Below are 16691 nucleotides of genomic sequence, written 5' to 3'. Positions count from 1 at the left end.
GCAGTTTAAGACGTGGAGATTCCAAAGAGGGCTCGTCATAGCCCTCTTTGGTCGGTTTCGGCGGCAATTGCTGAGCAGTCACCGCACGTGAGAAACCGAAACTTCCTCATTCCAGCCTTTACTCCAGCCCCTCCGTGCAACCGCAAATCCAGTTATCACAAAACCGTTATCTCTCCGCGAGGATTCCGTAATCCTTCCCCTTGTAATCTGATGCCATCGACAGCAACCGGAACGGTGGCAATCATGATTAACAGACGTAATTTCCTGCTGGGCAGCGGAGCGGTATCCGCCGTAGCCGTAATGGGGCTGGTTCCGTCACTGTTTTCCCGCCGGGCGGGCGCACAGACGACATCCGAAAAATTTGAAATCACGCTGACTGATGCTCAGTGGCATCAGCGCCTGAGCGAGGATCAGTACCGTATTTTGCGTGAAGCGGGAACGGAGCGGCCTTATTCCAGCCCGCTGAATGCGGAACATCGCCAAGGGGAGTTCGCCTGCGCGGGCTGCAACCTTGCCCTTTTTTCCTCGGCGACCAAATTCGACAGCCATACCGGCTGGCCGAGTTTCTGGCAGCCCTTGCCGGATGCGGCGCTGACCAGCCGGGACACCACGCTTGGGATGGTGCGGGACGAAGTGCATTGCCGTCGTTGCGGGGGGCATCTCGGGCATGTGTTTGATGACGGGCCGAAACCGACCGGTCTGCGCTATTGCATGAACGGGCTGGCGATGACGTTCACTCCGAAAGCTTAATCAGTCAGGACATTTATAATGAAAAATGCATCCAAACAAGTGCGCAGCTTGCGTAATTACAGCCTGATCGCCGGACTGGTACTGGCTTCGGCCTTTGCCTTTCAAAATAACGCCTGGTCGTGGGGCGGTGGCGCAGAACCCGCGGTGGTGATCGCCGCACCGGCAAAAGATGAACCGGCAGGCACGTCACACAGCGAAACGGCGCTGTTTGCAGGAGGCTGTTTCTGGGGAATTCAGGGCGTGTTCCAGCATGTGAAAGGCGTGACCAGCGCGGTGTCGGGTTATGCAGGCGGGGACGCGCAAACAGCCCGCTACGAGCAGGTCAGCACCGGCGAGACCGGTCATGCAGAATCAGTGAAAGTGACGTTTGACCCGACGCAGGTGACTTACGGCGAGCTGTTGCATATTTTCTTCTCGGTGGGACACAATCCGACGGAGCTGAACCGGCAGGGGCCGGACAGCGGCACGCAATACCGTTCCGCCGTTTTCCCGCTCAGCAGCGCGCAGGCGGAAGTGGCGAAAGCGTACATTGCCCAGCTCAATGCCAGCCACAGCTTCAGTGAGCCGATGGTGACGAAGGTGGAAAACAATGCACACTTTTATCCGGCGGAAGCCTATCACCAGAACTTTTTAAACGATAACCCGGACTATCCGTACATTGTGGTGAACGATCTGCCGAAAATTAACGATCTGAAGCAGCACTTTCCGGCGAATTACCGCGAACAGCCTGTGCTGGTGAAGGAATAACGCACTCAGGATTTCATGCCGTGATGGTGTTCATGATGGCTGTCATTGTGCGGCATCGGGTGATGAGGGTGCGGTTGTTCATGACGGGAAGCGTGATGATGATCGTGCGGGCCTGCGATCACACAACCGGTCAGGGAAAATAATAAAGTCGCAGAAAGCATCAGACGTAATAAAGATTTCATGGGTGCAATCCTGAAAAAAGAATAAGGGAGTGCGCATTTCGGGAAGTGAAATGTGCACTCTTGGCAGAACGGAAAAGAATAAATCAGAAGTCCATCTCAGCGCCTAAATAGGCCCCATCGATAATACGTTCGTCAGGATTGCCCGCTGTGCCGTCAAGACCGACATAACGATAACCCGCTTTAAGTTTTAAAGGCTGAACCGGCACCCAGCTAAATCCGGCATCGGCTTCGGTATAAGATTTCACCCGATTGCTTGATGCGTCAGGGGCGGAATAACCTTCTGCATAAAATGCCAGGCTGTCCGTAAATGACACGGTAATACCGCCACCTATCGGGAACGCCACGCCTTCGTTATCAGAGATGGAGCCTTGCATATACAGCGCTTTTGCGCCGAGATTAATCATCGCCGGTCCCAGCGGAATATTAAAACCGCTGCTGATGCCGCCGATCTGACGACCATTTTGGGTATTCTTCGCCCAGTTGCCCTCAATATATAAACCGGATGTCTGACGGCCCATTCCGACATTCAGTTCGGTGAAATCCGTCCCCGCTTTTGCACCGAGTTCCATGGCCTGAGACGGGGCAGAAAACGCCATGAATACCGCGATTGCGCTGCCAGCGACAGCAAGTTTGATTGTGTTTGTCCGCATTGGATTACCTGTTTATGTGTTTAGCCGGGGGCAACCATTGCCAAAATTTTCACCAGACCGGCGACCCCTTTTGTCCGGCGTTATAAAACACCCGGACGGCCTTACGCATCAATTTATATGTCAGATGACGCCATAAATAGGTTTTAATTCTGCCATTTAGAATAATAACTGCATGAATGTTTTGATGGCGGCGAAACCATTCAGTACGCCACGCAGACGAATTGCGGCGAATAGGTACTGCTGATCACATAAGTCTGGTCGCGGATCGACTTCACGCCGATGTTTAATGACGCATTATCCCCGGTGGTTTCCAGCCACATCTGATCGAAGTCAGCGTCAGGCGTGGTATCAAGAGGTGACGGTGTCACTTTATCAATGTCGAAATGGAACGTTTTATTATCGACTTTGACGCCATGACTGAGATAAACCGTACGTTCCAGATAGGTGTTTCCTTTATCGGACTTCACATAGCCTTCGTACTGAATAATCCCTTTGTCTTTATCGTAAAATTGCAGGCTTTCGATGATGGAAAATACCAGTTGTCCGTTTTCAACGTCCATTTTGACGTTGGCGAAGGCTTTGCATTTCAGCGTAGGAATGGCTTTACCTGACGGCAGGAAAATAAAGGCGGCAACAATGACGCCAGCAACAATGACAGCGAGAGCGAGGTGTTTATTCATCTTCATGGCTTAACCCACTTATAGTGGTAAAAATTATCACAGGAAAGAACCTCTTTCTTTTTGCCGACAGAACACAGAGACAATAAGGTTCTGGCATTGTTTTTTGAGGAATAAGACCCTTCATTGTTATAAATAATCATGTTGTTTTTTTTACACTGCAGGTTATTCGCTTTAAGGATAAGACCGACCCGCTCCAGCACGGCGGGTTTGTCCTCATCCGGAATATCTTTCAGGTATATCACCTCACACCCGGTATCCGGTTGCTGAATTTCAGTGATGCCGTTATTAGCGTCATAAAATCTCCAGATACCCCAGACCATTCCTGCCAGGATTGCCACGCTCAGTAACAGGAAGGCAATGTGCCGGAAGTAAGAGGCAGCCTGCACGGGGTGATCCGTGACCCCAGGCGTGACCGGTGGCGGTATTTTCTCCGGCGGCGTGTCCGCCAGCGGTTCCACACTGACGGCGGTGTTCAGCTTAAAGCCGACTTTGGGCAAGGTGACGATCAGTTCGTGACATTCGAGGAGTGCCAGATTACGCCGCAAAATGCTGACGTACTGGTTAAGGTTGTTGCCGGACGCCTGCAAACCATGCTTATCCCAGACCGTTTCCAGCAGGTATTCCCGCGTCAGGTCACGGCCGCCGGAGGCCAGAAACTCTTCCAGCAGACGTGCCGCCGGAAGGGTCAGTTTTATGACGTCCTGACTGGCGGGATAATGCAGCGTGCCATCATCGGTATTAAATTCTATCGCTTTATCAATAAGATATTTCATCGTGCCCTGATTGAAATGAGTAAAGCCAACCAAAATCCCGTCGGATTTAAAAAAACGCCTCGGATTAATAGTATACAGGCTAAATTCTGCCAACCGAGTCCGCGCCGGGGATAAGTAAAACTCTTAGCCGCACCGGGCAAAAAGCAAATTATTATGTTGTCGAAACGCACTATTGATAAATAAAAACCTATATATACCCCCATCGGGTAATTAAATTGTCTGCCACGCCAAAACGCGGTTTCCTGCATGCCTTACTGACTGAGCGGGAGCGGCTTCGTGGACATCACCTTTACTGACTTTCTCATCGGATTTTCCTCTGCCCTGGACTTGTTAAGCCCTGAAAACGGACACCGTGGCGTGCGGCGTGCCTACATCGTGATGAGCATTGCCCGTCAGCGTGGCTTCAGCCAGCCTGCGCAACAGCGCCTGTTTATTGCGGCGTTATTGCGCGACCTGGGCCGGGGTGCGCATGCGCCCGCGGATTGCGCGCAACGGCTGGCCGGGATCCCGCTGCTGGCTGACAGCGCCGGGCTGATCGCCGGGAGAGGGCAGCAGCATCCGGAAAGCCGCTTGCTGGATCTGGCGGATAATCTGGATTTGCTCGCCCTGCATGAATTTCCGCGCGGACATTATCCGTCGCAGGCGATCGAAACCCTGTGTGATTCCATCGGCTCACGCTATCTGCTCGACGATGTGCTGGCGCTACGCGAAATCGGGCTGGATCGCGAGTTCTGGACTGAACTGGCCTCCGCCACGCTGATCGACAATCCCTGCGCCTTTGCGCCGTTTCCTCCACGCGTACTCAGCGATGATGAACTGACACAACTCTCCGCGCTGCTGGCCTGTGTGATTGACCGGCATTGCCGCTCCGCTGAGCAACATTCCGTCATGGTGTCGGCAATCAGCGCCCGGCTGGCGCAACTGTACGGATTTTCCAAAAAAGGCATCGCGCATGTCCGTGTCGCAGGGCTGCTGCATGACTTAGGCAAGCTGGTGGTGCCCGCCGCGCTACTCACCAAAGCCGAACCGCTGAGCGATTTTGAACGGCGGCAGATCCATATTCACCCGCAGTTCACCTGGAAAATCCTGTCCCGCATCGCCGGTCTGCATGACATCGCGCGGATGGCCAGTTTTCATCATGAACGGCCGGACGGTAAGGGCTATCCTTTCCGTCTGCGCGGAACGCAGCTGGATCTGGGGCCGCGCATTATCTCGGTCGCCGATTGTTACGCGGCGCTGCGGGAATCCCGTTCTTACAAACCGGCCTTCCCGCCGGAAAAATGCCTGAGCATGATGCAGGAGACTGCCGACAAGGGAGGGCTGGATCCAGCCATCGTGGGAGCGTTGCATACCCATCTGATGTCATCCGAAATGCAGGCACTCAGTGCAGATCCATTTCAGTTATGACGATTATAATTTTGGGTATTAAACAAAACATAAATGGCAGAAAGTGATATTTAGCGGTGTTAAAGGGATGAAGGAAACCGGCAGAGGATGTAAAACGGAGAGGGGTATTTTGCAGTCCGGAGGTAAATAATGATGCCGGAGGGTGAAAGGCTGGCGATCGATCCGATCGCCAGCTCAGCGTGCATTTTCAGGTCAACGCAGAGGCGGCGATGTTATTTCGCCAGAAGTTCTTTGCGGACGATTTCTGCGCCAGCACTTAACGCGTCCAGTTTGCCTCTTGCGACGCCACGCGGTAACGGGATCATGCCGCAGTTGGTGCAGGGATAAAGTTTGTCGGCATCGACAAACTGCAGCGCTTTACGCAAGGTCGCGGCCACTTCTTCCGGGGTTTCAATGGTGTTGGTGGCCACGTCAATCGCGCCCACCATCACTTTTTTACCGCGGATCAGTTCCATCAGTTCCATCGGAACATGCGAGTGGTGGCATTCCAGTGAGATGATATCGATATTGGATTTTTGCAGTTTCGGGAAAATCTCTTCGTATTGCCGCCACTCCGTCCCCAGCGTTTTTTTCCAGTCTGTGTTGGCTTTGATGCCATAGCCGTAGCAGATGTGGACAGCCGTTTCACATTTCAGCCCTTCGATGGCGCGTTCTAAGGTGGCAATGCCCCAGTCGTTCACTTCATCGAAGAACACGTTAAAGGCCGGCTCATCAAACTGGATAATATCGACGCCCACCGCCTCTAATTCTCTGGCTTCTTCATTGAGAATTTTAGCGAATTCCCATGCCAGCTTTTCGCGACTTTTATAGTGGTTATCATAAAGCGTATCGATCATGGTCATCGGCCCCGGCAGAGCCCATTTGATCGGTTGTGTGGTTTGCTGGCGTAAAAATTTAGCATCTTCCACAAACACGGACTTTTTACGACTGACCGGGCCGACGACGGTCGGCACACTGGCGTCGTAGCGATTACGGATCTTCACCGTCTCACGTTTCTCGAAATCAACGCCTTCAAGATGTTCAATAAAGGTGGTGACAAAATGCTGACGCGTTTGCTCGCCGTCACTGACAATATCGATCCCCGCCTGCTGCTGATCTTCCAGACACAAACGCAGGGCGTCCTTTTTACCGTCGATTAATTCCTGACCCTGCAATTTCCACGGCGACCACAGCACCTCTGGTTGTGCCAGCCACGACGGTTTAGGCAGACTGCCCGCCGTTGATGTCGGTAATAACTTTTTCATACACAGGTGACCTTATCTTTTTTATGGTTAATCAGAGAACGGAATGAGCAGACCACTGTTCAAGCACAGTCTGGTAGGGTTTGATGAAGTTTTCTTCCGTAAATTTCCCCTGCTCAATCGCCAGATGACTGCGTTCTTCCCGGTCATAAACAATGCGGGTTAACGAATAATCCTGATAATTCAGGCTCGGCTGATACTGTATTCCGGCGGCGGAATTCGCATTATAAATTTCAGGCCGGTAAATCTTCTGAAACGTCTCCATCGTGCTGATGGTGCTGATTAACTCGAGATTAGTGTAATCGCCGAGTAAATCGCCGGAAAAATAAAACGCCAGAGGCGCAACGCTATTTTCAGGCATGAAATAGCGCGCGCGTAATCCCATTTTCGCGAAATATTCATCCGTCAGGGAGAGTTCATCCTGCTGATATTCAACGCCCAGTACGGGATGTTTATTGCCTGTGCGGTAATAGGTGCTTTTGCTGGAAACACTCAGGCAGATAACGGGAGCCTTCGTAAACTGCTCTTTGTAAATGTCTGATTTAACGAAGCATTTGAAGATGTTGCCATGCAGTTCGCCAAAGTTATCCGGCAGGCTGAATTCGGGTTGTTGTTTATTGTGCGCTGGCAGTAAAACGCTGAAGTCATAATCACGCACATAAGAGGAAAAGTTATTTCCCAAAATCCCTTCAAAGCGTTCGTTGGTTTTTTTATCCACGACGGTGGTTTTCAGTATTTCAATCACCGGGAAGCTGTCGGCCTGACCTTCAACATCAATATTGAGCTGAGCAGTAATAATGTCGAGTTCGACAGAATACCGGTCTTTTTTAGGGTTATCCCAATGGGCCAGAGAATTGAAGCGATTGTCAATCATCACTAAGGTGTTGCGCAGGTTGTCCTGACGTTTTTCACCCCTTGCCAGATTGGCAAAGTTAGTCGTAATACGCGTATTTTCCGAAGGGTTATAATTTTCGTCAAAACGAATGCTCTTAATAGTGAATGTAATTTCTTTTTTCATTTTTATCAGGTGTCCCGGCTGCTGAAAAACCTACATTATTTCAGTCGTCTTCATATTTAAGAGTGAATCGCGATGACTCTTTTATGCCTGAGTCATTGAGTGAAAAAAAGTGATATAAATTCACTGAACATGAACAAAGTTCATGATCCTGTCTGCACGTCACCGACATACTTCGGCGCTGACCGAAGCATCCGTTTTTTACCGGTAATAAGCTGAGTGAAATTCATGACGGAGCAGAAAAATGATTGCAGTCCTTTTTGAGGCAGATGCGGTACCCGAAGCGCGTGAGCGGTATCTTGAACTGGCGGCCGAACTGAAGCCGTTGCTGGCGGACACGCCGGGGTTTATTGATATAGAGCGTTTCCAGAGCCTGAGCACGCCCGGAAAAATCCTGTCTTTATCCTGGTGGCAGGATGAGGAGTCGGTGGCTGGCTGGAAACAGAATCTGAAGCATCTGTCAGCCCAGAAAGAGGGAAAACAGTCGATTTTTTCCTTCTACAGAATCCGCGTTGCCCGGGTATTTCGGGAATATTCCTCCGACACGTCTTCAGCGAAAGGAGCGCATCAGCATGTATGACATTCACGTTATCCTCGGCAATTGTCCGGGTGCGCTTGGCTCACTGGGACGCGTTCTCGGCCTCAACGGCGTGGGTCTGGAAGGCGGTGGCGTATTTTCCACACCGGAAGCGGCGCACGCACATTTTCTGGTGGAAGAGGGCGAGACAGCCCGTCAGGTTCTGACGGAGGCTGGCTTTGACGTCAGAAAGGTGGCCCGCCCGCTGATAAGAAAATTGCCGCAGAAACGTCCGGGAGAACTGGGTGAAATCGCCCAGACACTCGCCCGGCATGGCATTAATATTCTGGTACAGTACAGCGATCACAGTAACCGTCTCATCCTGCTGACGGATGATGATCTCCGGGCGGCGGAAGTCACTCAACAATGGGCCATACACTCTGAATGAATTTTCTTCATACCGAATACAACAGTGAGCCGGATGATTCCCTCGAAAAATCCATGTCACTGGTGGCTTCCGCAATATCTGACCCGTCAAGGGTCAGTATTTTGTGTGCTTTGATGGACGGACGTGCGTGGACGGCGACTGAACTCAGCGCGGTGGCAGGCATTGCTGCCTCCACCACCAGCGGTCATCTTACCCGGCTGCTCAGCAACGGGCTGGTGATTTGCCTGACGCAGGGACGCCACCGGTATTACAGCCTGGCTGGCCATCATATCGCCGGACTGCTGGAAAACCTGATGGGGGTTTCCATGCATCATCACACGCCCTTTGCATCCCGGACGCCGGTGATTCTGCGATATGCGCGGACCTGTTATGACCATCTGGCCGGAGAACTGGCGGTAAAAATCTACGATTTCCTGCTGCATGAAAACTGGCTTGAAGCTGACGGGAATGCGCTGACACCGGCCGGGAAAGAACATTTTCAGCGTCTAGGTGCCGTGCTTGATCCGCGTCCGCGTCGCAAGGCGTGTTGTCCTTGCCTCGACTGGAGCGAAAGGCGTTTCCATTTGGGAGGGGATGCGGGGCAGGCATTAATGACGCTTTTGCTGCAAAAAGAGTGGATATCCCGCACGCCGGGCTTTCGCGAAGTCAGCGTCACCGACAGCGGCAGAGTAGCCATGCGGCGGTTGTTCGGCCTCGATCTGGCCTGATCCCCCTCCTTAACACCCTGTCAGGGATGGGGGATTGTGACGAACTCTACCTTCCTTAAATCGCGGTTTTGGCCCGCTGTTTCACGGCATAAACCAGTACCACCGCGAAACACACCATCGGCAGGGCGTAGGACACGGCGGTGTTGTAGTGATCGGCGATGGCACCCATCAGGTACGGCATCACCGCGCCGCCGACGATCGCCATGATCATCACCGAGCTGGCGCGTTTGGTTTGTTTGCCCATGTTCTTGACGCCCATCGCGAAAATGGTCGGGAACATGATCGACATAAAGAAGAAAATCGCCACCAGCGCAATCACCGACACATTGTCGATCCCGGCCACCACCACGCCGCATAGCACGATATTGATGATGGCATAAGCCACCAGCAGCGTCGCGGGGCGGACAAAGCCCATCAGCCAGGTGCTGAAGAAGCGCCCGACCATGAAGCTGATCATGCCGACAGACAGCAGGTACGACGCGTTCTGGTTCGACAGCGTATGCCAGTGTTCCGTGGTGTAGTTAATGAAGAATGCGCCGACACCCACCTGCGCCGCCACATAGAAGAACTGCGCGATCACGCCGCCGGTGAAATGACCGTGCTGCCACAATCCTTTCTCCACGCCGCGATCTTCTGCGGTGCTTTGCTCACGAATGTCCGGCAGTTTGGTGCGTCCGAACAGGAACGCGATCAGCAACACCAGTACCGCGATGGCGATATAGGTGGTTTTGACCGATGACAGGCCGTCCGCCGTGGTGCCTTGCGTGGCGCTGAAAAACAGCGAACCGCCGATGATCGGACCGACAAACTGGCCTAATCCGTTGAAAGACTGAGAAAGATTCAGACGGCGTTCTGCACCAGCCGGATCGCCCAGTACGGTGGCGAACGGGTTGGCGGCGGTTTCCAGACAACCCAGACCGAGGGCGATCACGAACAGCGCAAACAGGAACATGGCGAAACTGCCCGCGGACGCAGCGGGAACGAATAACAACGCGCCCAGTGCATACAGGCATAACCCGACCAGGATCCCGGCTTTATAGCCGAACCTGTCCATAAAAAACCCGGCTGGCAGGGCGATGATGAAATAAGCCCCGAAATAGGCGGCCTGTAGCAGACCCGACTGGGCTTTGTTGACGTGTAACACTTCCTGGAAATGCTTATTCAGGACATCCAGCAGCCCGTAGGATAAACCCCACAGGAAAAACAGCGTGGTGACCAGAATGAACGCCAGTCGGAAACCGGACGTCGTTTTGCGCTGCGCATACGCGGGCGCGGCAGTTTTGTCGGCGAGCATAATGTATTCCTCAGTATCTGGTAACGCATGTAGGGGTTCAGCTCAGGTGGCTGATTTTTTATGTCAGATAACGTGAAAAACGTGATGAACTCCCTGATATTAGGGTTTTTTTGCTCCTCCCCATTCTCAGGGGTGAGGCAGGTTTTGCTTTGCTCCTCCCCCTGCGAAGGGGGAGGTTGGGAGGGGGTTTAGCAGGCAACGCCAGATCCGGAGTTGCCCTTAATACCCCACCCCAACCCTCCCCTTCGCAGGGGAGGGAGCCGATCGAGCTTTACTCAGATCCTTCCCCAGGAGAGGGAGCCGATCGAGTTTTACTCAACGCCTTCCGTATGCGGGGGAGCCTGACCGGTCAGCGAAAAAATCTTCTCCATTTCCATCCACTTTTCACCGGCGGGCGTCCAGGGCGTGGGGCGCTGATATTTCCACATCAGGGCTTCCCATTCGCAGACTTTCGGATCCTCCAGACTGCGGCGTTCGAACAGCCCGCTGTCAAAATCTTCCGTGGTTTCCATCACCATCATCAGCCGGTTGCCCAGCCGGTAAATTTCCATCTCTGTGATGCCGTAACGGCGCAGATGTGCGGTAATTTCCGGCCAGATGTTGCGGTGATAACGCTGATATTCTTCGATAAGCGCCGGATCGTCCGCCAGATCCAGCGCCTGACAATAGCGGCGCGTCATGTCAGCGCCCGGTCGAGATGCATATAGCCGCCGTCCACGGTCAGCCACTGGCCGGTGGTGTGCGACGCGCGGGAAGAGAGCAGGAACACCACGGTATTGGCGATTTCCTGCGGCGTGGTCATGCGCTGTCCCAGCGGAATATGCGAAGTGATCTGTTGCAGCTTTTCGTCGGGATGGTCGAAGCTTTTGATCCAGCGTTCGTACAGCGGCGTCATCACTTCTGCCGGGATCACCGCATTCACGCGGATGCCGTCGCCAAGCAGCGCCGCCGCCCATTCGCGGGTCAGCGCCAGAATGCCGCCTTTGGCCGAGGCGTAACCGCTGGTGTTGCCCTGTCCGGTTAACGCGGTTTTCGAACTGATATTGACGATCGCTCCCCGGCTGGCGCGCAGGGCGTTAAGGCTCAGGTGCGCCATCAGGTAATAGTGGATCAGGTTTTGCTCGAGGGATTGCACAAAGGCTTCCCGCCCGGCGTCCAGCCCGACGCTGTCGTTGGCACCGGCATTGTTCACCAGCCCGTCGATGCTGCCGTAGCGACTGAGAACGTCGTCCACGGCGGCTTTGCAACTGGCTTCGTCGCGCAGTTCGGTCAGCACAAAACTGGCCTGAGGCGAAAGCTGTCGCAGTTTATGCATCAGTTCATTGGCCGGTTCGGTATTGCTGATGATCACCGGGATCGCGCCTTCTTCCGCCAGCGTCAGCGAAATGGCCGCGCCAATGCCGGACCCGCCGCCGGTCACCATCACCACTTTATTTTGCAGATGCAGATTCATTGCTCGTTCCTGTCGCCGGTTAAGGCTGTAGTCGGTAAACCGTGCAGGCGTTGCCGCCATAAATGGCCGCCTGCTCGTCAGTACTCAGTGCCGCCGTGGCCTGCTGGCATAAATCCCACGGATCTTCATGTTCTCCGGCCAGTAAACACACCGGCCAGTCGGAACCAAACATCAGCCGTCCGGCACCGAAAATCTCCAGCGCGGCGTCGAAATACGGCAGCAGATCATTCAGCGTCATGCCCGCCGGACGTGGTTCGGTCAGCAACCCGGAGAGTTTGCAAACGACGTGTTGCATTCCCGCCAGCGGCGCAATTTGTTTCGCCCAGTGCGCCGCGCCCCGGCTCAGATCCGGTTTGCCGAAATGGTCCAGCACCAGAAAATGCGCATCATGGCGTGCGGCAAACTGCACGGCCTCGCTCAGGTGCCGGTGCGTCACCAGAATCTCGTAGACAGTTTCCTGCCGCTGAACCTGACGGATGCCCGCGTTGATGGCCGGATCGGCCAGCCATTGCGCGGGCGCAGGTTCGTCTTGTATCTGATGACGAAAACCGCGCAGCAGGGGATGCGCAAGCGCCTCCAGCTCAGCGGCCAGAGCGGGGGAAGACAAATCCACCCAACCGGTGACCGCGCGGACAAAGTCCGTTTTCTCCGCAAGTTCCAGCAGCCAGCGCGTTTCACTGGCTGACGAACAGGCTTGCACCAACACCGTTCCTTGTGTGTCGTGACGTTGTAACGTTGGCCGCAGCGTTTCCGGCAATAAATTCTGTTTCAGCACCGCCATCTCATCGCTGATCCAGCGGTAATCCTGCGGCGTGTAACGCCAGAAATGCTGGTGGCTGTCGATTCGCATCATCGGCATTCTCCCTGCGGCGTTCTCATTAAGCACCGGCGTGATAACGGTATTGCTCAATCGAGGACGGATGCATTTCGATGGAGAATCCCGGTGCCTGCGGCGGCATATAGGCCGCGCCGCGAATGTCACACGGATGCACAAAATGCTCGTGAAGATGGTCAACGTATTCGATGACGCGGCCTTCGTGGGTTCCGGCGATGCACAGATAATCAATCATCGACAGGTGCTGTACGTATTCGCACAACCCGACGCCGCCCGCGTGCGGACACACCGGCAGATGGTATTTGGCGGCCATCAGCATCACGGCCAGCACTTCGTTGACGCCGCCCATGCGGCAGGCATCGATCTGCACCACGTCGATGGCTTCGCGCATAATGAACTGCTTGAACATGATGCGGTTCTGGCACATTTCGCCGGTGGCGACTTTGACCGGCGCAACAGCCTGACGGATTTTGCGGTGGCCTTCGATATCGTCCGGGCTGGTCGGTTCTTCGATAAACCACGGACTGGCGAAGGCGAGGGCATTCACCCACGGGATAGCGTCGTTGGTTTCCCATACCTGATTGGCGTCAATCATCAGTTTGCGATCCGGACCGATAACTTCACGCGCGATGCGTACGCGGCGGATATCGTCTTGCAGATCACGCCCGACTTTCAGTTTCAGGTAGTCAAAACCGGCGTCGACGGCCTCCTGACACAAACGACGCAATTTATCGTCGGGATAACCCAGCCAGCCCGCCGAAGTGGTGTAGCAGGGATAACCTTCCGCCAGCAGTTTCTCCGTGCGCTGCGCCTTGTTATCCGCCCGCTGCTGCAATAAGGTCAGCGCTTCCTGCGGCGTAATGCAGTCGGTGATGTAGCGAAAATCAATGCAGCGCACCAGTTCTTCCGGCGACATGTCGGCGACCAGTTTCCACAGCGGTTTACCGGCGGCTTTACTCCATAAATCCCACACGGCATTGACTACCGCACCGGTCGCCAGATGGATCGCGCCTTTGTCCGGGCCGATCCAGCGCAGCTGACTGTCACTGGTGAAATCGCGCCAGAACTGCCCCATATCGGCGGTGATGTCCGCCAGATCGCGTCCGACAATCAAATGTTCCAGCGCTTTAATGGCTGCACAGCAGATTTCATTGCCGCGCCCGATAGTGAACGTCAGGCCGTGACCTTTAAGCGCCGGATTGTCAGTTTCGAGGATCACATAGGCGGCGGAATAATCCGGATCCGGGTTCATGGCATCCGAGCCATCCAGCGCCAGCGAGGTCGGGAAGCGCACATCTTCCACACGTAAAGCTGTAATCGTTGTCATCGCAAAATTCCTTACGCTGTCACAGGGTTATGCCTGCACCGTCTTCTGACGCTGTTCGCCCAAACCTTCAATTCCGAGGTGCATGACCTGCCCGGCTTTCAGATACACCGGCGGTTTTTGCCCCAGTCCGACACCCGGCGGGGTCCCGGTTGAAATAATGTCGCCCGGTTGCAGGCTCATAAAGCGGCTCAGATAACTGATAATTTCGGGGATCTGGAAAATCATGGTGCGCGTATTGCCGTTCTGATAACGCTTGCCGTCCACTTCCAGCCACAGATTCAGCTGATGCGGATCGGGGATTTCATCAGCCGTCACCAGCCACGGGCCGGTCGGGCCAAAGGTGTCGCAGCCTTTGCCTTTGTCCCAGGTGCCGCCGCGTTCAATCTGAAATTCACGCTCGGACACATCGTTGATCACGCAGTAACCGGCGACGTGCGACAGCGCATCGGCCTCGCTGATATAGCGCCCGCCGGTGCCGATCACCACGCCGAGTTCCACTTCCCAGTCGGTTTTGACCGAATCACGCGGGATTTCCACATCGTCGTTTGGCCCGACAATCGCACTGGTCCATTTGCTGAAAATCACCGGTTCTTTTGGGATCTCCGCGCCGGTTTCGGCGGCGTGATCGGCATAGTTCAGACCGATACAGATAAATTTTCCGACCTTGCCGACGCAGGCACCGAGACGCGGTTCACCGCTGACCAGCGGCAAACTTTGCGGATCGAGCTGGCGCAATTTATCCAGCGTTTCAGGCTGTAAAAACTCGCCGCTGATGTCTTTGACGTACGCGCTGAGGTCGCGCAATTTGCCATTGCTGTCGAGCAGGCCGGGGCGTTCAGAACCGGGGTTGCCGTAACGTAATAATTTCATCGGTCAGTGTCCTTCTGTAAAAGTCAGGTCTGTGAATATCAAAGGGTTAACGCTGCTGGCGCGTCAGTTGCTCCAGCCGCCGTCAATAATCTGAACCGTGCCGGTGGTGTATGAACTGGCATCCGAGGCCAGATACAGCGCCAGCTGGGCGATTTCTTCGGTTTTACCGATACGTCCGATCGGCTGGCGGGCGACAAATGCCGCATAAACTTCGGCTTCACTGCGGCCTTCTGCCTGCGCCTGTGCGGCAATGCGCTGGCGCAGGGACGGCGATTCCACCGTGCCGGGGCAAATGGCGTTGCAGCGGATCCCGCGGGTGACGTAATCCGCCGCGACCGAGCGGGTCAGGCCGATCACCGCCGCTTTTGAGGCGCTGTAAGCAAAGCGGTTCGGCACACCCTTGATGCTGGAAGCGACCGACGACATGTTGATCACCGAGCCGCTGTTGCGCTCGAGCATGGCGGGCAGAAACGCGCGGATCATGCGGAACATCGCGGTGACGTTAAGGTCGAGGGCAAACTGCCATTCGCGTTCGGTGCAGGTCAGAATGTCGCCGCTGTGCACCACGCCCGCACAGTTAAACAGCACATCAATCGCGCCGGTTTCTTCCGCCAGTGCGGCGATGGCCTGCGGATCCGTTACGTCCAGCAGGCGAGGGGTAATGCCCGGAATATCACGCAACGCGTCGATATTGATGTCGGTGGCAATCACCTCTGCGCCTTCACGGGCAAACAGCGTCGCGGTAGTAAAACCGATGCCTTGTCCGGCGGCGGTGATCAGCACTTTTTTCCCTGTCAGGTTCATTGTCTTTCCCCGTAAAACGTCACTTTAAAGGACTAATGGTCAGGCCATTGGAGGCGAAAAAAACGCGTTAAAAGCGGTGCAGTTTGCTAAGATGTCCGGCAAGCTGTTTCTTAAAACGCTATTTCGGTTAACCAATTTTTTACATGCATAAAACAAATCAGCAAGATTTTTGTCCGGAAAATGCTAGCTGAATCACTTATTGAGAATTGACCTCAGGTGTCCGATGCCGATAAAGAAATTAGAAAATCCCAGAATATACAGGCAGATAGCTGACCAGCTAAAAACGTTAATTGATAACAAAGAATTTCCGCCCGGCAGCCGTCTTCCTGCCGAACGTGAACTGGCGAGTCAGTTGCAGGTCAGCCGGGCTTCGGTGCGTGAGGCGCTGATTGCGATGGAAGTGATCGGGCTGGTGGATGTGCGTGTGGGAAATGGTGTGATCGTGCGCCATCCTCCGGCGGTACCGGTCACGCCTTCGCAGGAACCGGTGATGTCGCAGGCAGGGCGTAATCAGTGGGCGGATGTGGACGACGAGCTGAATATCGAGCTGGATTTCACTGCCGAGTTGCCGCCGTTTTCGCTGCTGCAAACCCGGCGTCTGATTGAACCTGAAACCGCCGCGCTGGCAGCAAGAAACGCCACCGACGACGAACTTGCGGCGATCAGGTTGGCATATGAGCAGAATTGTCGCGATAACCGCAACGGCTCAGCCACCCATCCCGGCGACCGGTTATTCCATATCCGCATCGCCCAGGCCAGCGGAAATCCGGCCTATGCTTTTATCATCGCGCACCTGCTCGGCCACCGTTACGGCACCATGTTCCGCAGCCTGCAATTACACTACACGCCGCAGGACATGCCGCACCGTTCTGAGATTGAACATCTGGAAATCCTGACGGCGCTGGAAGCGCGGGACAGCCGCGCGGCGAAGAAAGCCATGAAGGAACATCTGGATGCGGTGATTAAGATTTTCGGCCAGGGGTGAAAAAGG

20 protein-coding genes are annotated in these 16691 nt (G+C 54.6%); 7 read left to right on the top strand and 13 right to left on the bottom strand.

The annotated features are described in order from the left end of the window. The first annotated feature begins 243 nt into the window (after positions 1-243). Positions 244-750 carry a peptide-methionine (R)-S-oxide reductase MsrB gene (msrB, locus tag EDF78_RS01620; protein ID WP_133822366.1) on the top strand — a complete coding sequence of 169 codons (507 nt, stop codon included), beginning with the start codon at positions 244-246 and terminating at the stop codon, positions 748-750. 18 nt (positions 751-768) lie between these two features. Further along, a complete protein-coding gene (gene msrA / locus EDF78_RS01615) occupies positions 769-1497 on the top strand; it encodes a peptide-methionine (S)-S-oxide reductase MsrA (RefSeq protein WP_133822365.1) in 729 nt (242 codons plus the stop codon). A 5-nt stretch (positions 1498-1502) separates the two neighbouring features. Here the strand turns inward: msrA and EDF78_RS25515 are convergent, their stop codons facing one another. The 4 genes from EDF78_RS25515 to EDF78_RS01600 all read right to left on the bottom strand — a co-directional run bounded on the left by EDF78_RS25515 (position 1503) and on the right by EDF78_RS01600 (position 3782). Next, positions 1503-1679 (bottom strand): hypothetical protein, encoded by a 177-nt coding sequence (locus tag EDF78_RS25515; RefSeq protein ID WP_165497969.1) that lies wholly within the window; start codon positions 1677-1679, stop codon positions 1503-1505. An 83-nt stretch (positions 1680-1762) separates the two neighbouring features. Beyond that, complete coding sequence (locus tag EDF78_RS01610) at positions 1763-2329, bottom strand: YfaZ family outer membrane protein (protein ID WP_133822364.1); 567 nt, start codon at positions 2327-2329, stop codon at positions 1763-1765. A gap of 200 nt (positions 2330-2529) precedes the next feature. Beyond that, the gene (locus EDF78_RS01605; protein WP_131693929.1) at positions 2530-3015 is read right to left on the bottom strand and encodes a FidL-like protein; all 486 of its coding nucleotides are present in this window, start codon (positions 3013-3015) and stop codon (positions 2530-2532) included. Next, positions 3012-3782 (bottom strand): helix-turn-helix domain-containing protein, encoded by a 771-nt coding sequence (locus tag EDF78_RS01600; RefSeq protein ID WP_131693930.1) that lies wholly within the window; start codon positions 3780-3782, stop codon positions 3012-3014. Before EDF78_RS01600 ends, EDF78_RS01605 begins: the two co-directional genes overlap by 4 nt. A 276-nt stretch (positions 3783-4058) precedes the next feature. Here EDF78_RS01600 and EDF78_RS01595 point away from each other — a divergent pair, with 276 nt between their 5' ends. Further along, on the top strand, positions 4059-5189 hold the full coding sequence (locus EDF78_RS01595) for an HD domain-containing phosphohydrolase (protein WP_133822363.1): 1131 nt from the start codon (positions 4059-4061) through the stop codon (positions 5187-5189). Positions 5190-5401: 212 nt separating this feature from the next. On the opposite strand, the gene EDF78_RS01590 is transcribed toward EDF78_RS01595, so the two are convergent. Together EDF78_RS01590 and EDF78_RS01585 are read right to left on the bottom strand one after the other, a co-directional pair. Next, positions 5402-6433, bottom strand: coding sequence for a methionine synthase (locus tag EDF78_RS01590; RefSeq protein ID WP_133822362.1), 1032 nt, complete (start codon positions 6431-6433; stop codon positions 5402-5404). A gap of 31 nt (positions 6434-6464) precedes the next feature. Next, on the bottom strand, positions 6465-7448 hold the full coding sequence (locus EDF78_RS01585) for a DUF1852 domain-containing protein (protein ID WP_133822361.1): 984 nt from the start codon (positions 7446-7448) through the stop codon (positions 6465-6467). Positions 7449-7689: 241 nt separating this feature from the next. Between EDF78_RS01585 and EDF78_RS01580 the strand changes: the two genes are divergently transcribed. The 3 genes from EDF78_RS01580 to EDF78_RS01570 are packed head-to-tail and all read left to right on the top strand — an operon-like array spanning position 7690 to position 9117. Then, the gene (locus tag EDF78_RS01580) at positions 7690-8025 is read left to right on the top strand and encodes an antibiotic biosynthesis monooxygenase (protein WP_095925319.1); all 336 of its coding nucleotides are present in this window, start codon (positions 7690-7692) and stop codon (positions 8023-8025) included. After that, positions 8018-8410 (top strand): amino acid-binding protein, encoded by a 393-nt coding sequence (locus tag EDF78_RS01575; RefSeq protein ID WP_133822360.1) that lies wholly within the window; start codon positions 8018-8020, stop codon positions 8408-8410. Before EDF78_RS01580 ends, EDF78_RS01575 begins: the two co-directional genes overlap by 8 nt. Continuing rightward, entirely contained in the window at positions 8407-9117 is a 711-nt protein-coding gene (locus EDF78_RS01570; RefSeq protein ID WP_133822359.1) for a helix-turn-helix transcriptional regulator, read from the top strand. The genes EDF78_RS01575 and EDF78_RS01570 overlap by 4 nt, the downstream gene beginning before the upstream one ends. A gap of 55 nt (positions 9118-9172) precedes the next feature. On the opposite strand, the gene fucP is transcribed toward EDF78_RS01570, so the two are convergent. The 7 genes from fucP to EDF78_RS01535 form a co-directional block, all read right to left on the bottom strand. Continuing rightward, a complete protein-coding gene (gene fucP / locus EDF78_RS01565; RefSeq protein WP_095925316.1) occupies positions 9173-10411 on the bottom strand; it encodes an L-fucose:H+ symporter permease in 1239 nt (412 codons plus the stop codon). Positions 10412-10722: 311 nt separating this feature from the next. Further along, a complete protein-coding gene (locus tag EDF78_RS01560; RefSeq protein WP_133822358.1) occupies positions 10723-11091 on the bottom strand; it encodes an L-rhamnose mutarotase in 369 nt (122 codons plus the stop codon). Further along, on the bottom strand, positions 11088-11864 hold the full coding sequence (locus tag EDF78_RS01555) for an SDR family oxidoreductase (RefSeq protein WP_133822556.1): 777 nt from the start codon (positions 11862-11864) through the stop codon (positions 11088-11090). The genes EDF78_RS01560 and EDF78_RS01555 overlap by 4 nt, the downstream gene beginning before the upstream one ends. A gap of 19 nt (positions 11865-11883) precedes the next feature. After that, a complete protein-coding gene (locus EDF78_RS01550; RefSeq protein ID WP_095925313.1) occupies positions 11884-12717 on the bottom strand; it encodes an amidohydrolase family protein in 834 nt (277 codons plus the stop codon). 25 nt (positions 12718-12742) lie between these two features. After that, complete coding sequence (locus EDF78_RS01545; protein ID WP_095925312.1) at positions 12743-14026, bottom strand: L-fuconate dehydratase; 1284 nt, start codon at positions 14024-14026, stop codon at positions 12743-12745. A gap of 27 nt (positions 14027-14053) precedes the next feature. Next, entirely contained in the window at positions 14054-14896 is an 843-nt protein-coding gene (locus EDF78_RS01540; RefSeq protein ID WP_133822357.1) for a fumarylacetoacetate hydrolase family protein, read from the bottom strand. Between the two features lie 63 nt (positions 14897-14959). Further along, complete coding sequence (locus EDF78_RS01535) at positions 14960-15700, bottom strand: SDR family oxidoreductase (RefSeq protein ID WP_095925310.1); 741 nt, start codon at positions 15698-15700, stop codon at positions 14960-14962. 223 nt (positions 15701-15923) lie between these two features. On the opposite strand from EDF78_RS01535, the gene EDF78_RS01530 reads away from it, so the two are divergent. Beyond that, positions 15924-16685 carry a FadR/GntR family transcriptional regulator gene (locus EDF78_RS01530; RefSeq protein ID WP_133822356.1) on the top strand — a complete coding sequence of 254 codons (762 nt, stop codon included), beginning with the start codon at positions 15924-15926 and terminating at the stop codon, positions 16683-16685. The last annotated feature ends 6 nt before the right edge of the window (positions 16686-16691 follow it).

Origin of the sequence: Rahnella sp. BIGb0236 (assembly GCF_004364755.1) — a bacterium.
Lineage (GTDB): Bacteria > Pseudomonadota > Gammaproteobacteria > Enterobacterales > Enterobacteriaceae > Rahnella > Rahnella victoriana.
Note: the sequence above shows the minus strand (reverse complement) of the source record. Positions and strands in the feature narration are given on the sequence as shown.